General features: G+C 50.1%; 18 protein-coding genes. 7 read left to right on the top strand and 11 right to left on the bottom strand.

What is annotated here, in order from left to right:
• Positions 1-127 precede the first annotated feature (127 nt).
• The 3 genes from DDT52_RS19640 to DDT52_RS19630 all read left to right on the top strand — a co-directional run bounded on the left by DDT52_RS19640 (position 128) and on the right by DDT52_RS19630 (position 1,848).
• Positions 128-493 (top strand): diacylglycerol kinase, encoded by a 366-nt coding sequence (locus tag DDT52_RS19640; protein ID WP_136157849.1) that lies wholly within the window; start codon positions 128-130, stop codon positions 491-493.
• A gap of 109 nt (positions 494-602) precedes the next feature.
• Entirely contained in the window at positions 603-1,211 is a 609-nt protein-coding gene (lexA, locus tag DDT52_RS19635; RefSeq protein WP_136157848.1) for a transcriptional repressor LexA, read from the top strand.
• A 427-nt stretch (positions 1,212-1,638) separates the two neighbouring features.
• Positions 1,639-1,848, top strand: a complete 210-nt coding sequence (locus DDT52_RS19630; protein WP_136157847.1) for a CsbD family protein — start codon at positions 1,639-1,641, stop codon at positions 1,846-1,848.
• Positions 1,849-1,998: 150 nt separating this feature from the next.
• Here DDT52_RS19630 and zur read toward each other — a convergent pair whose 3' ends face one another.
• Together zur and DDT52_RS19620 are read right to left on the bottom strand one after the other, a co-directional pair.
• A complete protein-coding gene (gene zur / locus DDT52_RS19625) occupies positions 1,999-2,508 on the bottom strand; it encodes a zinc uptake transcriptional repressor Zur (protein ID WP_136157846.1) in 510 nt (169 codons plus the stop codon).
• Positions 2,509-2,621: 113 nt separating this feature from the next.
• Entirely contained in the window at positions 2,622-3,320 is a 699-nt protein-coding gene (locus tag DDT52_RS19620) for a pirin family protein (protein ID WP_136157845.1), read from the bottom strand.
• 110 nt (positions 3,321-3,430) lie between these two features.
• Here DDT52_RS19620 and DDT52_RS19615 point away from each other — a divergent pair, with 110 nt between their 5' ends.
• On the top strand, positions 3,431-4,327 hold the full coding sequence (locus tag DDT52_RS19615; protein WP_109053950.1) for a LysR family transcriptional regulator: 897 nt from the start codon (positions 3,431-3,433) through the stop codon (positions 4,325-4,327).
• Positions 4,328-4,421: 94 nt separating this feature from the next.
• Here the strand turns inward: DDT52_RS19615 and DDT52_RS19610 are convergent, their stop codons facing one another.
• The 9 genes from DDT52_RS19610 to exuR all read right to left on the bottom strand — a co-directional run bounded on the left by DDT52_RS19610 (position 4,422) and on the right by exuR (position 10,278).
• Entirely contained in the window at positions 4,422-5,411 is a 990-nt protein-coding gene (locus tag DDT52_RS19610; RefSeq protein ID WP_136157844.1) for a glutathione S-transferase family protein, read from the bottom strand.
• Positions 5,412-5,513: 102 nt separating this feature from the next.
• Positions 5,514-5,909: a DoxX family protein gene (locus DDT52_RS19605; protein ID WP_136157843.1), complete on the bottom strand. Its 396-nt coding sequence runs from the start codon at positions 5,907-5,909 to the stop codon at positions 5,514-5,516.
• A 306-nt stretch (positions 5,910-6,215) separates the two neighbouring features.
• On the bottom strand, positions 6,216-6,500 hold the full coding sequence (locus DDT52_RS19600) for a YqjK-like family protein (RefSeq protein ID WP_136157842.1): 285 nt from the start codon (positions 6,498-6,500) through the stop codon (positions 6,216-6,218).
• Positions 6,497-6,892, bottom strand: a complete 396-nt coding sequence (locus DDT52_RS19595) for a phage holin family protein (RefSeq protein ID WP_136157841.1) — start codon at positions 6,890-6,892, stop codon at positions 6,497-6,499. The genes DDT52_RS19600 and DDT52_RS19595 overlap by 4 nt, the downstream gene beginning before the upstream one ends.
• 13 nt (positions 6,893-6,905) lie before the next feature.
• Positions 6,906-7,211: an ElaB/YgaM/YqjD family protein gene (locus DDT52_RS19590; protein WP_109053954.1), complete on the bottom strand. Its 306-nt coding sequence runs from the start codon at positions 7,209-7,211 to the stop codon at positions 6,906-6,908.
• Between the two features lie 187 nt (positions 7,212-7,398).
• Positions 7,399-7,776, bottom strand: coding sequence for a DUF1090 domain-containing protein (locus DDT52_RS19585; RefSeq protein ID WP_247595600.1), 378 nt, complete (start codon positions 7,774-7,776; stop codon positions 7,399-7,401).
• Between the two features lie 4 nt (positions 7,777-7,780).
• Positions 7,781-8,107, bottom strand: a complete 327-nt coding sequence (mzrA, locus tag DDT52_RS19580) for an EnvZ/OmpR regulon moderator MzrA (protein WP_109054005.1) — start codon at positions 8,105-8,107, stop codon at positions 7,781-7,783.
• Between the two features lie 101 nt (positions 8,108-8,208).
• A complete protein-coding gene (locus DDT52_RS19575) occupies positions 8,209-8,883 on the bottom strand; it encodes a DedA family protein (RefSeq protein WP_136157839.1) in 675 nt (224 codons plus the stop codon).
• Positions 8,884-9,501: 618 nt separating this feature from the next.
• The gene (gene exuR / locus DDT52_RS19570) at positions 9,502-10,278 is read right to left on the bottom strand and encodes a transcriptional regulator ExuR (protein ID WP_136157838.1); all 777 of its coding nucleotides are present in this window, start codon (positions 10,276-10,278) and stop codon (positions 9,502-9,504) included.
• 495 nt (positions 10,279-10,773) lie between these two features.
• On the opposite strand from exuR, the gene uxaC reads away from it, so the two are divergent.
• The 3 genes from uxaC to DDT52_RS19555 all read left to right on the top strand — a co-directional run bounded on the left by uxaC (position 10,774) and on the right by DDT52_RS19555 (position 15,264).
• Entirely contained in the window at positions 10,774-12,183 is a 1,410-nt protein-coding gene (gene uxaC, locus DDT52_RS19565) for a glucuronate isomerase (RefSeq protein WP_136157837.1), read from the top strand.
• Positions 12,184-12,303: 120 nt separating this feature from the next.
• Positions 12,304-13,755: a tagaturonate reductase gene (locus DDT52_RS19560; RefSeq protein WP_136157836.1), complete on the top strand. Its 1,452-nt coding sequence runs from the start codon at positions 12,304-12,306 to the stop codon at positions 13,753-13,755.
• Positions 13,756-13,773: 18 nt separating this feature from the next.
• Positions 13,774-15,264, top strand: a complete 1,491-nt coding sequence (locus DDT52_RS19555; RefSeq protein ID WP_136157835.1) for a UxaA family hydrolase — start codon at positions 13,774-13,776, stop codon at positions 15,262-15,264.
• The last annotated feature ends 68 nt before the right edge of the window (positions 15,265-15,332 follow it).

The following is a 15,332-nucleotide window of genomic DNA, read 5'->3' as shown; positions in this document are numbered from 1 at the left end:
TCTTGTTAGCAATGCGTCGCAAGGATACCAGAAACTGCGCTGGAGATCTGTGGTTATGAGACAACGGTTAAGCGTTAAAATGCGGGCGATCTCTTATAAGCTATTTTTATAAAAAAACGGAGGATAAATGAATAAAGCAACGGGAATGACCCGGATTATCAAGGCAACCGGCTATTCCCTTAAGGGGCTGGAACAGGCATGGCGGCACGAAGCGGCTTTTCGTCAGGAAACGGTGCTGACGGTAGTCGGGGTGGTTATTGCCTGTCTGCTGCCTGTCACGCTGGTCGAGAAGCTGTTGCTTATCGGGTCGGTCGTGTTGATCATGCTTTTTGAACTGGTGAACAGTGCGATTGAAGCCGTCGTGGATCGCGTGGGTACGGAGCATCATGAATTATCCGGCCGGGCGAAAGACATCGGATCGGCTGCTGTTTTTGTGGCTATTCTGCTGGCGGCTGTCGTCTGGGGCAGTATTCTGTGGCGGCATTTTGCGTGAAGGTTGGCAGAAATTAATAAAAAACCGGGGTTTACTCACATCCCGGTTCCCAATTGGATATGACCTGTATATACTCACAGCAAGACTGTATAAACAACCAGGGGGCGGAATGAAAGTATTAACAGCCAGACAGCAACAGGTTTATGACCTGATCCGCGATCATATTGCGCAGACCGGTATGCCGCCTACGCGTGCAGAAATTGCCCAACAACTGGGGTTTCGTTCTCCTAATGCCGCTGAAGAGCATTTGAAAGCATTAGCGCGCAAGGGGGTGATTGAAATCGTATCTGGCGCATCTCGTGGTATCCGGTTGCTGATGGAAGAAGAGGCTGGCATTCCGTTGATTGGCCGTGTTGCTGCGGGTGAGCCGCTTCTGGCGCAAGAGCATATTGAATGTCATTATCAGGTCGATCCCGGTATGTTCAGGCCCAGAGCGGATTTCTTACTGCGGGTAAACGGCATGTCGATGAAAGATATCGGTATTATGGATGGCGATCTGCTGGCCGTACATAAAACGCAGGATGTTCATAATGGTCAGGTCGTCGTCGCCCGAATTGAAGATGAAGTGACGGTAAAACGACTAAAAAAACAGGGGAATACGGTTCAGTTGCTGGCTGAAAACGAAGCGTTTTCTCCTATCGTTGTCGATCTGCGTGAGCAGAGTTTCTCAATCGAAGGTCTGGCCGTTGGCGTAATTCGTAACGGTGACTGGAGCTGACTTTAGCACCCTACGCCAGGCGATAAGTTTGCCGTCCTGACATTTATTCATGCATTGCCCCGTTCCGGGGCGATGTTGTTTATTCCCTTCCCCCTCATTCATTACACCTTGATACCTTGCCTGCCGACGCTGTACTCCGATCTTTTTGGGTTATACCGTTGATATATTTATTTACATTTGATGGGAGTAAATAAATATCTGCGTTACTTCCTGTTTTTATATGGTTTTTAAATTATTTCATCATTATAAAAATCATTTTTTCAGACTTAGGGTCTGGTTTACATAAAATAACCAGAATTATTTACTATAATTATTTTAAAGGTAAGCATTTTTATCTTATTTGATGATGGATGCTGAAATTGATGATATGGATATAAGTAACTAACTATTTATTTATGCCATTTTAACCTAAGTTATGGAGATTACTATGAATAAGGACCAAACCAGCGGTAACTGGAAACAGCTTAAAGGTAAAGCGAAAGAACAGTGGGGTAAGCTGACTGACGATGATCTGAAGGTTATCGAAGGTAAACGTGACCAATTGGTTGGCAAGATCCAGGAACGCTATGGTTACGAGCAGGAAGCCGCCGAGAAAGAAGTCAAAGACTGGGAAAGCCATAACAAATACTTCTGGTAAGGAAAACCATCATTCCTGACGGCATGGCAATCCTGCTGGCTGAGTCAGGATAAGCTGGCATGACAAGGAACGATACCGCGGGTCTACGCGGATGCGCCAGATACACAGGGAGGTGTCTGCTGAATTAGCCCTTGCGAGTTATCGTGAGGGCTAACGCTTTTTGATCGGTATGCTGTGGTCGTGATCGCAATGATCCGTTTGTTTACATGCCGCGACTTCCTGACAGCTTTCACATAGCCCATGCGCTTCAATCACGCTGTGGCGCAAAGTAAAACCCGCCTGTTGCGCCAAATTACGGAGTGTTTCTTCCACCCCTTCAGTCTGCCGTTCGGTAACCTGACTGCATCGGTCGCAGATAAAGAGTGCGGACGTGTGGCTATGATCTTCAATATGGTGACAAAGTACGTAGCTGTTGTTTGACTCGACCCGATGAATAAAACCCTGCTCCAGTAAGAAATCAAGGGCGCGATAAACTGTCGGCGGTTTAGCCTGCGGTTCTGATATCCGTAAGAGATCGAGCAGATCGTAGGCGCTGATGGAACCAGACTGTTGCGCCATCAGACGTAACACTTCCAGTCGCTGTGGCGTCAGACGAACGCCGCGCTGCTGACAAATCTGTTCAGCCTGGGCAAGTAATTTGTCCTGTGTGGTTGAATCCATTGCCATATCACCCTGACGGATAGAGAAACGAAGCGTATATCTTATCACGGCTAGAGAAAAACACCGAGCCAGTGACGCCGGTTCATCAGGTGCGTTAGCGAAGACGGCGAGTGTCAGGCAACCAGGTCGATTAACAAGGCCCGCAGTGATGTTTCAGCCGTTAGGGTCAACGCCGTTTCATGTTGGATAAACGCACCGTCACCACAGTGCAGCACCTGGGGACCTGACTGTTCATGGATGCGCAGGGAACCATGAATCAACTGCAAATAAGCCCGATTGCCTCGCAGCATAATGGTCTGTTGCTCATTTCCTTGCCATTCCAAATTATGGATCCACACTTGTTGGCGAAGTTGCAAACTGCCTTGCTCACCCTCTGGTGAGGCCAATAAACGATGGCCGGTTTTGTTCAGCGATAAGCGCTGTAGCGCATCGTTTTCTCGCGTCGGGCAAGCATCCAGCCACAGTTGCATGCGCGTCAGCGGCTTACCGCTGCTGGCATTGTGCTCGCTATAGCTGATATTCGGCTGAGTCGCGAGCAGTAAAACCTCACCCTCTTTGGCATAGATATGATGGCCGTTACTGTCGCGGTATTCCGCTTCTCCCTGGAGAACGATATTTAAAATGTCCACGGGCGGATAAGTGCGCGGCTGGAAGGAAGCGCCTGGCGTCAGCACTTCCTGATTTAGCACACGCAGCGAAGCATAGCCCAGTAATTGAGGGTCGAAGTAGTGGCCGAATGAGAAAGTATAACGTGCTTGCAACCAGCCATAGTCAGCTTGACCGCATTGCTCCGCCGCTCTTCTTATGATCATGGTGATTGCCCTGACTATTTATTTCTTAAACAGATAGTAATTGTGTGGACGCTGGATTGTTAGCTAGTTAATCTGGTCGGTATATTCAAAATTCCTGAATGAGTACGCAAATGGCTAAAGAACGGGCATTGACGCTGGAAGCCTTAAGGGTCATGGACGCGATTGATCGTCGGGGAAGCTTTGCCGCAGCGGCGGATGAGTTAGGGCGCGTGCCTTCTGCGCTGAGCTATACCATGCAAAAGCTGGAAGAAGAGTTGGATGTGGTGCTGTTTGATCGTTCCGGGCATCGAACCAAATTCACAAACGTTGGCCGTATGTTACTGGAACGTGGACGTATTCTGCTGGAAGCGGCGGACAAACTTACGACGGATGCGGAGGCGTTGGCCCGCGGTTGGGAAACACACCTGACGATTGTGACCGAGGCACTGATCCCCAGTCAGCGGCTTTTCCCATTGCTCGATAAGTTATCCCTGAAGGCCAATACCCAGGTTTCCATCCTGACTGAAGTGTTAGCCGGGGCGTGGGAGCGTCTGGAACAAGGGCGAGCAGATATTGTTATTGCGCCGGATATGCATTTCCGCGCGTCTTCCGAAATCAATACACGCAAACTTTATACGTTGAAGAGTGTCTATGTGGCCAGCCCGGACCATCCTATTCATCAGGAGCCGGAACCGCTATCGGATGTCACCCGGATAAAATACCGTGGGATTGCCGTTGCCGATACCGCGCGTGAACGTCCGGTGTTAACGGTACAGTTACTGGATAAACAGCAGCGCCTGACGTTGAGCTCTCTGGACGATAAACGCCGCGCTTTGCTGGCAGGATTGGGGGTGGCGACGATGCCTTATCCCATGGTTGCTCAGGATATTGCCGCAGGTCGGTTACGTGTCGTCAGCCCCGAATACTCAATGGAGAGCCAGATCATCATGGCCTGGCGACGAGATAGTATGGGCGAAGCGAAATCCTGGTGCTTGCGGGAAATTCCCAAATTGCTCAATCAGGCTTGAGACTCTGCCGACGGCGGGCAACGTTCAGGGCGTTGCCATCAATGTCCCCTTTACCGGTAAAGGGGAGAGCTGAAGAACCTGACATCAACCAGAGTTAACCGGCAAACTCTCTGTCGCGCCCATGGGGGCGATTCAGATTCTGTTCCGGGCCCAGTGAAATCACGCCGTGTGGATTGATCGTGACGTGACTCCGGTAATAATGGTGGCGGATATGTGCCATGTTCACCGTATCAGCGATGCCAGGCATCTGATAGATGTCACGTAAAAAGCCAAACAGATTCGGATAATCACTTAAGCGGTATTTATCACACTTAAAATGGGTGTGATAGACCGGATCAAAACGTATCAGCGTTGTCCATAGCCGCAAGTCTGCCTCGGTCAACTGAGACCCCGTCAGATAACGTTGTTGCGCAAGGATGGATTCCAGCCGGGATAAGGCGACAAAAACTTTCGTGGCTGCTTCGTCATACGCGGACTGACTGGTGGCAAAACCGGCCTTATAGACGCCGTTGTTCACTTTGTCATAGATCCAGCCGTTCAATTCATCAATCTGCGGGCGCAGCGCGGCCGGGTAATAATCTCCCGCTTTGGCGCCCGCATGATCGAATGCGCTGTTGAACATGCGGATAATATCGGCGGATTCGTTACTGACGATGGTGTGCTGCTCCGTGTCCCACAACACGGGTACCGTGACCCGACCACTGTAATCCGATTTGGCATGGAGATAGAGCTGGTAGAGAAACTCGTGCTGGTAAAGGGTGTCCCCCGTCGTATCTGGAAAATCGACGCCAAAGGTCCAGCCGTGATCCAGCATCAGGGGATGAACCACAGAAATGGGAATATGTGTTTCCAATCCTTTTAATTGGCGCATTAATAAAGTGCGGTGTGCCCAGGGGCAGGCAAGCGAAACATAGAGGTGGTAACGGCCTGATGCCGCCTGAAAACCGCCATTACCGGTGATGCCTGGCTGACCGTCGGGGGTGACCCAATTGCGAAAATGTGATTCCGAACGTTTGAAATGTCCGCCGGTAGATTTTGTTTCGTACCAGGTATTGTGCCATACGCCGTCAATCAGTTGCCCCATAACTCCTCCCGCTAATTGAAGAATGGCAAAACGACGACACGTTTTGCGTTTGTCGTCGTTTATCTGAATATTAAGTGTAGTACAGGCAGAGCACGCCTTGCCTTACCACTTTTTATTCAGAATACGGTCGATGCTGAATGTGCCCGGACCCGTTACCGCCAGCAGAATGTAGCCACCTGCGATGGTCAGGTTTTTCATGAACATCACTTGATTCACGCCTTCAGCGAAGTTGGTATGGAAAATCAGCGCCGTCAGGATCGTAAAGCCCGCGGTGAACAGCGCCACGGTGCGGGTCAGCAGACCAAACAGAACGGCCAGACCGCCGCCCAGTTCCAACAGAATGGTCAACGGCAGCAGGAAGGTCGGAACCCCCATCGCCTGCATATACTGTTGGGTGCCGGCATAGGCATCGCCCAGTTTTCCATATCCTGCCGAGATGAACAGAATCGGCATTAAAATACGGGCGATCAACAGCGCGGTACTTTCTAAATTTTTCATCATGTCTCCAATCAATTTTTACAAGGCTTACTTACCTGTGATGTTCTGGTGACTGGCTGGTCGCAAACGAACATCCGCCCGGTCATCAACTTATGGACAGATGGTATAGTGGCGCGGCATGGCGCACCAGCGAGTATAATTGTTGGTTTTTTTCAGAAAAATTGATGTTCTTTTAAAAGGGATAATCTTGACCGTCAACGGAGGGAGATTGCCATCGTCATAGCAAATTTTTTGACCAGAAAAGGGACAAAAACAGGACGCCATACCCAGGCGGCAGCGTATGGTTAGGTTGAAAAAAGAGAGGGATCAGCGTTGAGGAAAGGTTTTGCGGAAAAGCCGGAAGGTGCCCCAGAGACCCAAAGCCCGTCTGCCCCAACGAATCAATCGGCTTGGGTGACGAGCGCCATAAAGCGCGATAAGGCTGGAACCCACAATCCAGTATCTGCGCCACTGCATCAGGCTGTGCCAGTAGCGATCGTAATGCGCGGTTGAATCCAGCCACTCATGCTTTCCTGCGGATAGATCCAGCCGCTGTTGCTGTATTGTGCGCAGCAGTTGCGCTTTTTCCCTGTTGCGCTGTTGCTGACTCATTTTGATTCGTCCTCCAGCAAGGCGCGGTCTGTTTCCAGCTCTTTGCGGGTGGCTTTAAGCAGTGTGGATTTGCGTACTTTTACCAGTGTCCAGATCCCGATAATCAGCGCCAATCCCAGCAGCGTGGCGGTAATACACCCGAGAGCGAGCAGGCGATCCTGGGGATCAATTCCCAAAATAATTAACGCAATTAACGTCATTAGGCCAAACGTGGCGAAAAGCAGCGTCAACCCGGCCATCATCAATAATTGAATCAGATTGGTTTTTTCTTCTTCCAGCTCGATGACGGCCAAACGAACCCGCGTTTCCACCATGCTGACCAGGATGGAAATGATACGTTGCGCAGACGCTATGGCCCCGCTTGCGGGGCCTTGTCGTTGTTTATCAGTCATAATTACAGATTAATTAACGGCGGGAGAGTAGAACACCGAGCACAACACCGATTGCTGCACCGATACCAACGCCTGTCCACGGATTTTCACGGACGTAATCGTCTGCGCATCCCACCGCTTCACGAGTCTGGCTGGCAATGCGCTCGCCGGTATCGCTCAGGCGGGAACGGGTTTCTTTCAGGGCCGTTTCTGCTTTGCTACGCAGTTTATCCAATTCTGCCTTGGATTTATCGCTGGAGGTGCTTAATACTTCTTCAAGTGTGTCCGCCAGTGATTTTAATTCAGCGCGTAAAAATTCAGAATTTTGATCTTTAGCCATATTAAATAACCCTTAATGTTGTAATCCAGAGATTTAACTATAGCTGAAGTTTTGATTTATGCCTGTAAATCGAAGCCCGGATAATTCTGATAACGTACTGTAAATTTTAGTAATTTATATTTAGGCTATAAATTAGACAATAATGATACCGAAGGGAAATTATATGTTCAGACGAAAATGGTAAATACTAATTCTCTTCTAACTCGCGTAACTCTTGTTCTGCTTCAGCCAGTTTCTTCTCCCGCACCAGGACTTTTTCAGCGTCGCCTTTTTGCCTGCTTTCACTCAGCTCTTGCTTTCGCTCGGCCACTTTCTGTCGTTGCTCGGCGATTTTTTCCCGGCGCTCGGCGGCCAATCCTTCATCGGTACAGTGGGCCTTCACCTCAGCTAATGCTCTTTGCAACCCTGCGACTCGCGGGGCGTTTTCATATTGGCGTGCATGGTCGATCTGACGCTGGATTTCCTGTTCTTTTTGCAGGCAACCTCCAGGGATGCTTTCCGCATTAGCCAGCGATATTCCAAAGGTTCCACATAATAAGGCGATGCCCAATACACGTATTTTCAAATCGTTACCCCAGTTTGGATTGTATCTGCGTAAGTTTTTGCTGCCAGAATGGAGTGGGTTTAGCCACTTGCAGCGTGGTGATGTTAACCTTGGATAATGACAGACGCAACACATCCCTGGCAGCGATGCTTTGCTCAGGAGAGGCGAGCCGGATGATCAGACTATCCTGCGCGGTCGTAATGCTTTTTATGGCAATGCCGCGTTCATTGAGCCGTTGATAAATATAAAATCCGTCCGGCAGCGCAGCCCCCTGATACAGCGGCTTGATGTGCAGCATTGCATCGTTCTGATAGCGGTGCGGCGATTGGGTGATCGCGAGAATCGGTAGCATGACCAAGAGCAGCAGGCGCCATATTTTTTTATGGCGATGACCTCCACCCTTCGGGCCGTCACTGCGTGACGTTGAAAAACGTAACCACCTGATCGACACAGTTAATTTCCTTTTTCTGCATTAGCGGTTCGTTTTTTACGCCAAAGCACAAATAACGAACCAAAGAGGCCGATAAACAGCAGAGCTAACGGCAGCATCATCAGGAAAAACATCAACTCGTCTTCGTATTTCAGGAATACGGGGGTTTTTCCCAAAGCAAAACCCAGTGAAACCAGAATCAATACCCATAGCAACGCACTCACCCAATTAAAGAACTGGAAACGTGCGTTGTTCAGACCCGATAAGCCGGCGATAGTTGGTAACAGTGTACGCACAAATGCCAGAAAGCGCCCAATCAACAAGGCGGAAAGGCCATGACGATGGAAAAGCTGGTGCGCGCGTTGATGATAGTGTGCCGGTAAGTGTGATAACCAACTTTGTACTACTCGTGTATTACCCAGCCATTTCCCCTGAATATAGCTGATCCAACACCCCAGACTGGCGGCAGTCGTCAACAATACGATGGTAAAGGGAAAGTTCATGGTGCCTTTGGCAACCAGCACACCCACCAGAATGAGCAGGCTATCTCCGGGTAAGAAGGCGGCAGGTAAGAGGCCGTTTTCTAAAAAGAGAATTAAAAACAGCAATATGTAGATAGTCCAGACCAGTTTGGGATCGGCTAAGATATCGAAATCCTGATGCCAGAGCGCGTGCAATAATTCTTTAATAATATCCATCCGGTATCCTAATACTGCTGCATTTCATTAAATCCGGCTCTATGAAAAGAGTCCGGTCATGATAAGGGTGACTGTGGTTCACCTGGCGATCCATTTCAACACGTTGTTATGGTTATGATACCCGTCATTTTTCACGTTGCAGGTGTGTTGGTTGCATTACCCGGCCTCCTCCCTGGACCGCTCGCCCTTTCGGGCCGTGTTCAAATCACTGATTTGAAACTCACCGGTTTTTCCACTTGCCCCTTCCTGCAACCCGGAATCTATGTGGGTATGGATGCTCTCGGGTTCTGCGCCGCACCGATGATGATATTGAGTCTCTGGGCCGATTCCTTCCTGTGTCCGCCTTATCCGAATCGTGGACGCGACCATTCAATGATGAATTGTCTGCCGTTAACGTATTTTGGCACTCGAAGTCACGAATTAAGCGTAAGAAAAGCGCTCTAACTGTAACAAAATAGGTGTGGCTGAGACAGGAAAATATCACAGCAAGCAGGTGGATTTAAGGCGGTTTAGGAGGGATCATTGATATTTCTGCCATATTTTACACTCACTGACAGAAACCGACGCTTTTTGACTTTTTGCCCCCAATAAGGCACCGGGGGCAATAGCGGGAAAACGCTAGGATTTATTGGTATTCATCTGCTCCAGATGAACCACCGGGTTTTCGGAAAACATGTAGCGATCCACATTAAATTCAAAGTCATCCGTGGTGGCTCTGAACAGCATTTGCTTCGTATTTTCCAAATGTTGCCACATGGCCAGTTTGGCGGCATAAGGATCTTTGCGAATCAGCGCCTTGAGGATCTCATCGTGTTCTTCGTACCAGCTTTCAATTGATTTATCATCGATATGTTCGTGCAGTTTACGCCAGTAGGGGTTGTGGATGCGCTGGCTCCACATTTTTTCAACGATGGTCGCCATCGCTGAGTTTTGCGTGGCGAGAGCCACCTGCACATGGAACTTCAGATCCCATTGCGAATCGCGGAAGCGATCTTCCTGCCGGGCGTGCTCCTGAATTTCCATCAATAGCACAATATCTTGCCGGGTAACCTGGGTTGCCGCGAACTCAGCGATATTGCTTTCGATCAGTTGGCGGGCCTGAAGCAGTTCAAACGGGCCGGCGGTGACAAATTCAACGTCGCCATTATTGGGTAACAGATTTTTCTGCTGGTTGGAAATGACATGAATACCCGACCCTTTACGAACCTCAACGTATCCTTCGACTTCCAGCATGATGATCGCTTCACGCACGACGGTGCGGCTGACATTCCATTCTTCAGAAATATAGCGTTCTGCCGGCAATTTCTCGCCGACCTGATAAATACCGCTTTCGATACGCTGCTTTAATTCTGCGGCTAGCTGCCGGTATAAACGTCGTGGTTCTGTGAATTCCATAATGCCTGCTCTTAGATAGATGACGGTCCATGTGCGACGTCAGGGCCTGAAGTACTATCTTGTTAATTTTTGAGGAATGATTTGTTATACCACTTAATATTAACTGCAACTCATGCCGTTGTCACAGTTATCATCATCATCTTTTAAATTGCGCGGGTGAGTCGGCTGTCTTGTTTGTCCTCCACAGGAAAAACCACTCTATTTGTAAGAGAGAGATTGAAGGTATTGCTTGATATCGCGTCACAATAATTTGTCATACAACTTTATGGATTGAGTGATACCAAAAAACCATATTTTTAGGTGAAATACGCGAGTTTTTCCACAAAAACGCCTCTATTGGAGAGTTAATGGCAAAAATGCTGCAATGTTGTACCGTCTGTTAGATTTTTGCGATCATGGCCTCACTAATGCTGTGAGATATAGAACATAATTGGTGTGATATCTTTAAACGATCAACCAATGTGGTGTATAAGAAGCACGGAAAGGAAGAAAAACATGCCCCAGTTTCTTAATGAAGATTTTCTGTTAGATAGCGAATTTGCCCGTCGGCTGTATCATGAGTATGCCGTCGACCAGCCAATATTCGACTACCATTGCCATTTACCACCGGAACAGATTGCGAAAAATTATCGCTTCAAAAACTTGTATGATATCTGGTTGAAAGGCGATCACTACAAGTGGCGTGCAATGCGTACCAATGGGGTGCCTGAGCGTTTGTGTACGGGCGATGCCAGTGATTGGGAAAAATTCGAGGCATGGGCGGCAACGGTTCCTCATACTATCGGTAATCCGCTGTATCACTGGACTCATCTGGAATTGCGCCGCCCATTCGGGATCGCTGGCACGCTGCTGTCGCCGTCAACGGCAAAAGATATTTGGGATCGCTGTAACGCGATGCTGGAACGCGATGATTTCACCGCGCGCGGCATCATGCAACAGATGAACGTGAAAATGGTGGGAACCACGGACGATCCGGTTGACGATCTGCGCCATCACAAAACCATCGCGCAGGATGGGGATTTCCACATCAAAGTGCTGCCGAGCTGGCGCCCGGACAAGGCGTTCAATATTGAGCAGGCAACCTTCAACGATTATATGGCGAAGCTGGGCGAAGTGTCTGACACCGACATTCTCCGTTTCAGCGATCTGCAAGCCGCATTGACCAAACGACTGGATCACTTCGCGGCTCACGGCTGTAAAGTCTCCGATCACGCACTGGACGTGGTGCTTTTCGCCGAAGCGGACGAAGCCACTCTGGATAGCATTCTGGCTCGCCGACTGGCCGGGGAAGCGCTGAATGAACATGAAGTCGCCCAGTTTAAAACCGCTGTCCTGGTATGGCTGGGGGCGGAATATGCCCGTCGCGGTTGGGTTCAGCAGTATCACATTGGTGCGCTGCGCAACAACAACCTGCGCCAGTTCAAACTGCTGGGGCCGGATGTCGGCTTTGATTCTATCAACGATCGTCCGCTGGCACAGGAGCTTTCCCGCCTGCTCAGCAAACAGAATGAAGAAAACCTGCTGCCGAAAACCATCCTTTACTGCCTGAATCCGCGCGATAACGAAGTTATCGGCACCATGATCGGCAACTTCCAGGGTGAAGGTATGCCGGGCAAGATGCAGTTCGGTTCCGGCTGGTGGTTCAACGATCAGAAAGACGGCATGCAGCGTCAGATGACCCAGCTTGCGCAGCTTGGTCTGCTGAGCCGCTTCGTCGGTATGCTGACTGACAGCCGCAGTTTCCTGTCCTACACCCGTCATGAATATTTCCGCCGTATCCTGTGCCAGATGATTGGCCGCTGGGTGGAGGATGGCGAAGCGCCAGCCGATCTTCCGTTGCTGGGCGAAATGGTGAAAAACATCAGTTTTGATAACGCCAAAAACTATTTTGCCATTGAGCTGTAATACCGTTGGCGGGCCTCGTATGGAGGCTTGCCGTTTTAATGAGTTTTGGGCAAGGATGAGGGTGGTTGGAATCAGCCGTGCCTGGAATGCGAGTGATCTCTGTCCTGAGGTAGCCTGTTAATGCAAACGTTAAATCGTCGTAATTTTCCCGGTCGTCAGCATCCAGATCGTGTCATTCAGTTTGGTGAAGGTAATTTTCTACGCGCTTTCGTCGACTGGCAGTTGGATTTGTTGAATGAGCATACCGATTTGGATGCCGGTATTGTTGTCGTTCGTCCAATCGATACGGATTTCCCGCCAGCGCTAGATACTCAGGACGGCCTGTATACCACCATTATCCGTGGCTTGAACGAACAGGGCGATGCGGTACGCGAACCACGCCTGATTCGCTCCGTAAACCGCGAAATCAACGTCTATCGCCAGTTTGATGACTATCTGGCTTTGGCTCACGATCCGAACATCCGCTTTGTTTTTTCCAACACGACGGAAGCGGGGATCAGCTATAGCGCCGACGATAGCTTTAGCGATGCGCCTCCGACCAGCTTCCCGGCTAAGCTGACCCGTTTGCTGTATGAGCGTTTCCGCCATTTTGACGGCGCCGCGGACAAAGGCTGGGTGCTGCTGCCTTGTGAACTGATTGACTATAACGGCGTTGCGCTGAAAGAACTGGTACTGCGTTATGCAAACCAGTGGGAACTGGCGCCCGCGTTTGTTGCCTGGCTGAATGAGAGCAATACGTTCTGTTCAACGCTGGTGGACCGTATTGTCACGGGTTATCCGCGTGCCGAGGTCAACGAGCTACAGCAGGAACTGGGCTATCAGGATACCTTTCTGGATACCGCCGAATACTTTTATCTGTTTGTGATTCAGGGGCCACAGTGGCTGGCAGAAGAATTACGCCTGAACAAGCTGAATCTGAACGTTCGTATCGTTGACGACATCAAGCCGTATAAAGAACGCAAAGTCGCCATTCTGAACGGCGCGCACACCGCGCTAGTGCCGGTCGCGTTTCTGGCTGGTCTGGATACCGTTGGCGAATCGATGAATGATGCGCAGATTAGCCGATTTGTGGAAAAAACCATCGCGGAAGAGATCGTCCCGGTGCTTGACTTGCCTCATGATGAGCTGATGTCCTTTGCCCAGGCGGTGCTAAGCCGTTTCCGTAACCCCTTCATACAACATCAACTGCTGTCTATCGCGTTGAATGGCATGACTAAATTCCGTACCCGCATTCTGCCGCAGCTGCTGGCTTATCGCGAACGTCAGGGTGAGCTGCCGCCGCGTCTGACATTCGCGCTTGCGGCACTGATTACGTTCTATCGTGGTGAACGCAACGGCGAAAGCTATCCGTTGCAGGATGATGCGCATTGGCTGGAACGCTATTCCGCACTTTGGCTCGGTGTGAAAGACAACACCGTTAGTTTGAGTGAACTGGTGACTGTCGTATTAAGCGATGCCGGGCACTGGGAGCAGGATTTGACACAGGTTCCAGGACTGGCCGCGCAGGTAACACAACAGGTGCAAACGATCGTTGAGCGCGGTATGCGATCGGCGGTGGAAGATTATTGCTAACAGCAAAAAGGCGTATCCATGCAAAGCATCATAAAAATCCATTCTTTGGATAATGTGGCTGTCGCTCTGCGCGATTTGGAACAAGGTGAAACGGTGGCGGTGGAAGGGCATTCGGTCACTCTGCGGCAACCTGTGGTTCGTGGACATAAGTTCGCGCTGGAAACCATTGCTCCGGGGGAGATGATAACCAAATACGGTCTGCCGATTGGTCATGCTCTGGTTTCGATTGCACCCGGTGAACATATTCATTCACAGAATGCCAAAACGAACCTGAGCGATCTGGATGAATATCAGTATCAGCCGGCGTTTATCGATCTGCCGCGGCAAATGCAGGATCGGCAGGTGCAGATTTACCGCCGCAAGAACGGCGATGTCGGTATTCGTAATGAACTGTGGATCCTGCCGACGGTCGGTTGTGTTAACGGTATTGCCCGTCAAATCCAGCAGCGTTTCCTGAAAGAAACGCAGGATGCGCAGGATATTGACGGCGTCTATCTGTTCAGCCACCCGTTCGGCTGTTCTCAACTGGGGCAGGATCACGAGAATACGCGAACCATGTTGCAAAACATGGTCCGTCATCCGAATGCAGGTGCGGTACTGGTCATCGGTCTGGGATGCGAGAATAATCAGGTTGACGCCTTCCGCACGACGCTGGGTGAATATGATGCTGAGCGAGTCACCTTTATGATTTGCCAGCAGCAGGATGATGAAGTGGAAGCGGGTCTGGAACGACTGCACGCACTTTATCAGGCGATGCGTCATGACAAACGCGTACCTGGTAAACTCAGTGAACTGAAATTCGGTCTGGAATGCGGCGGGTCGGATGGTTTGTCTGGTATTACCGCCAACCCGCTGCTGGGCCGTTTCTCGGATTATCTGATCGCCAATGGCGGCACAACCGTTCTGACTGAAGTACCGGAAATGTTTGGTGCTGAGCGCATTCTGATGAGCCGCTGCCATGATGAAGCCACGTTTGAAAAAACGGTGCACATGGTCAATGATTTCAAACAGTATTTCATCGCCCACGATCAGCCGATTTATGAGAACCCGTCACCGGGTAACAAAGCGGGGGGAATTACGACACTGGAAGAGAAGTCTCTCGGTTGTACGCAAAAAGCCGGACAGAGCAAGGTGATGGATGTTCTGAAATATGGTGAGCGCTTACATACTCCCGGTCTTAACCTGCTTAGCGCGCCGGGTAATGATGCGGTCGCAACCAGTGCATTGGCGGGAGCGGGTTGCCATATGGTATTGTTTAGTACCGGGCGCGGCACGCCTTACGGCGGCTTCGTTCCAACCGTCAAGCTGGCGACCAACAGTGAACTGGCGAACAAAAAGCCGCACTGGATCGATTTTGACGCGGGCCGACTGATTCACGGCATGCCGATGGATGAGTTGCTGGCGCAATTTATCGATCTGATTGTCGAGATTGCCGATGGGAAGCGGGCTAAGAATGAAATTAATGATTTCCGCGAGCTGGCGATATTTAAAAGCGGTGTGACATTGTAAAGCGGAGATATTCTATTTAAAATAAAACGGCGTTTCATTTATTGGCGCCGTTTTTCTTTTTTCCGCAG

Origin of the sequence: Brenneria roseae subsp. roseae, from assembly GCF_003115845.1 — a bacterium.
Taxonomy (GTDB): Bacteria; Pseudomonadota; Gammaproteobacteria; order Enterobacterales; family Enterobacteriaceae; genus Brenneria; species Brenneria roseae.
The sequence above is the reverse complement of the archived record's forward strand: the minus strand, read 5'-3'. Positions and strand labels throughout refer to the sequence as shown.

Coding starts and splice junctions, on each gene's coding strand:
- DDT52_RS19620 (WP_136157845.1), bottom strand. CDS start 3,320: ATGATCATAAGAAGAGCGGCGGAGCAATGCGGTCAAGCTGACTATGGC.
- lexA (WP_136157848.1), top strand. CDS start 603: ATGAAAGTATTAACAGCCAGACAGCAACAGGTTTATGACCTGATCCGC.
- DDT52_RS19590 (WP_109053954.1), bottom strand. CDS start 7,211: ATGGCTAAAGATCAAAATTCTGAATTTTTACGCGCTGAATTAAAATCA.
- zur (WP_136157846.1), bottom strand. CDS start 2,508: ATGGATTCAACCACACAGGACAAATTACTTGCCCAGGCTGAACAGATT.
- DDT52_RS19600 (WP_136157842.1), bottom strand. CDS start 6,500: ATGAGTCAGCAACAGCGCAACAGGGAAAAAGCGCAACTGCTGCGCACA.
- DDT52_RS19560 (WP_136157836.1), top strand. CDS start 12,304: ATGCAAACGTTAAATCGTCGTAATTTTCCCGGTCGTCAGCATCCAGAT.
- DDT52_RS19640 (WP_136157849.1), top strand. CDS start 128: ATGAATAAAGCAACGGGAATGACCCGGATTATCAAGGCAACCGGCTAT.
- DDT52_RS19615 (WP_109053950.1), top strand. CDS start 3,431: ATGGCTAAAGAACGGGCATTGACGCTGGAAGCCTTAAGGGTCATGGAC.
- DDT52_RS19630 (WP_136157847.1), top strand. CDS start 1,639: ATGAATAAGGACCAAACCAGCGGTAACTGGAAACAGCTTAAAGGTAAA.
- uxaC (WP_136157837.1), top strand. CDS start 10,774: ATGCCCCAGTTTCTTAATGAAGATTTTCTGTTAGATAGCGAATTTGCC.
- mzrA (WP_109054005.1), bottom strand. CDS start 8,107: ATGCTACCGATTCTCGCGATCACCCAATCGCCGCACCGCTATCAGAAC.
- DDT52_RS19605 (WP_136157843.1), bottom strand. CDS start 5,909: ATGAAAAATTTAGAAAGTACCGCGCTGTTGATCGCCCGTATTTTAATG.
- DDT52_RS19595 (WP_136157841.1), bottom strand. CDS start 6,892: ATGACTGATAAACAACGACAAGGCCCCGCAAGCGGGGCCATAGCGTCT.
- DDT52_RS19575 (WP_136157839.1), bottom strand. CDS start 8,883: ATGGATATTATTAAAGAATTATTGCACGCGCTCTGGCATCAGGATTTC.
- DDT52_RS19555 (WP_136157835.1), top strand. CDS start 13,774: ATGCAAAGCATCATAAAAATCCATTCTTTGGATAATGTGGCTGTCGCT.
- DDT52_RS19610 (WP_136157844.1), bottom strand. CDS start 5,411: ATGGGGCAACTGATTGACGGCGTATGGCACAATACCTGGTACGAAACA.
- exuR (WP_136157838.1), bottom strand. CDS start 10,278: ATGGAATTCACAGAACCACGACGTTTATACCGGCAGCTAGCCGCAGAA.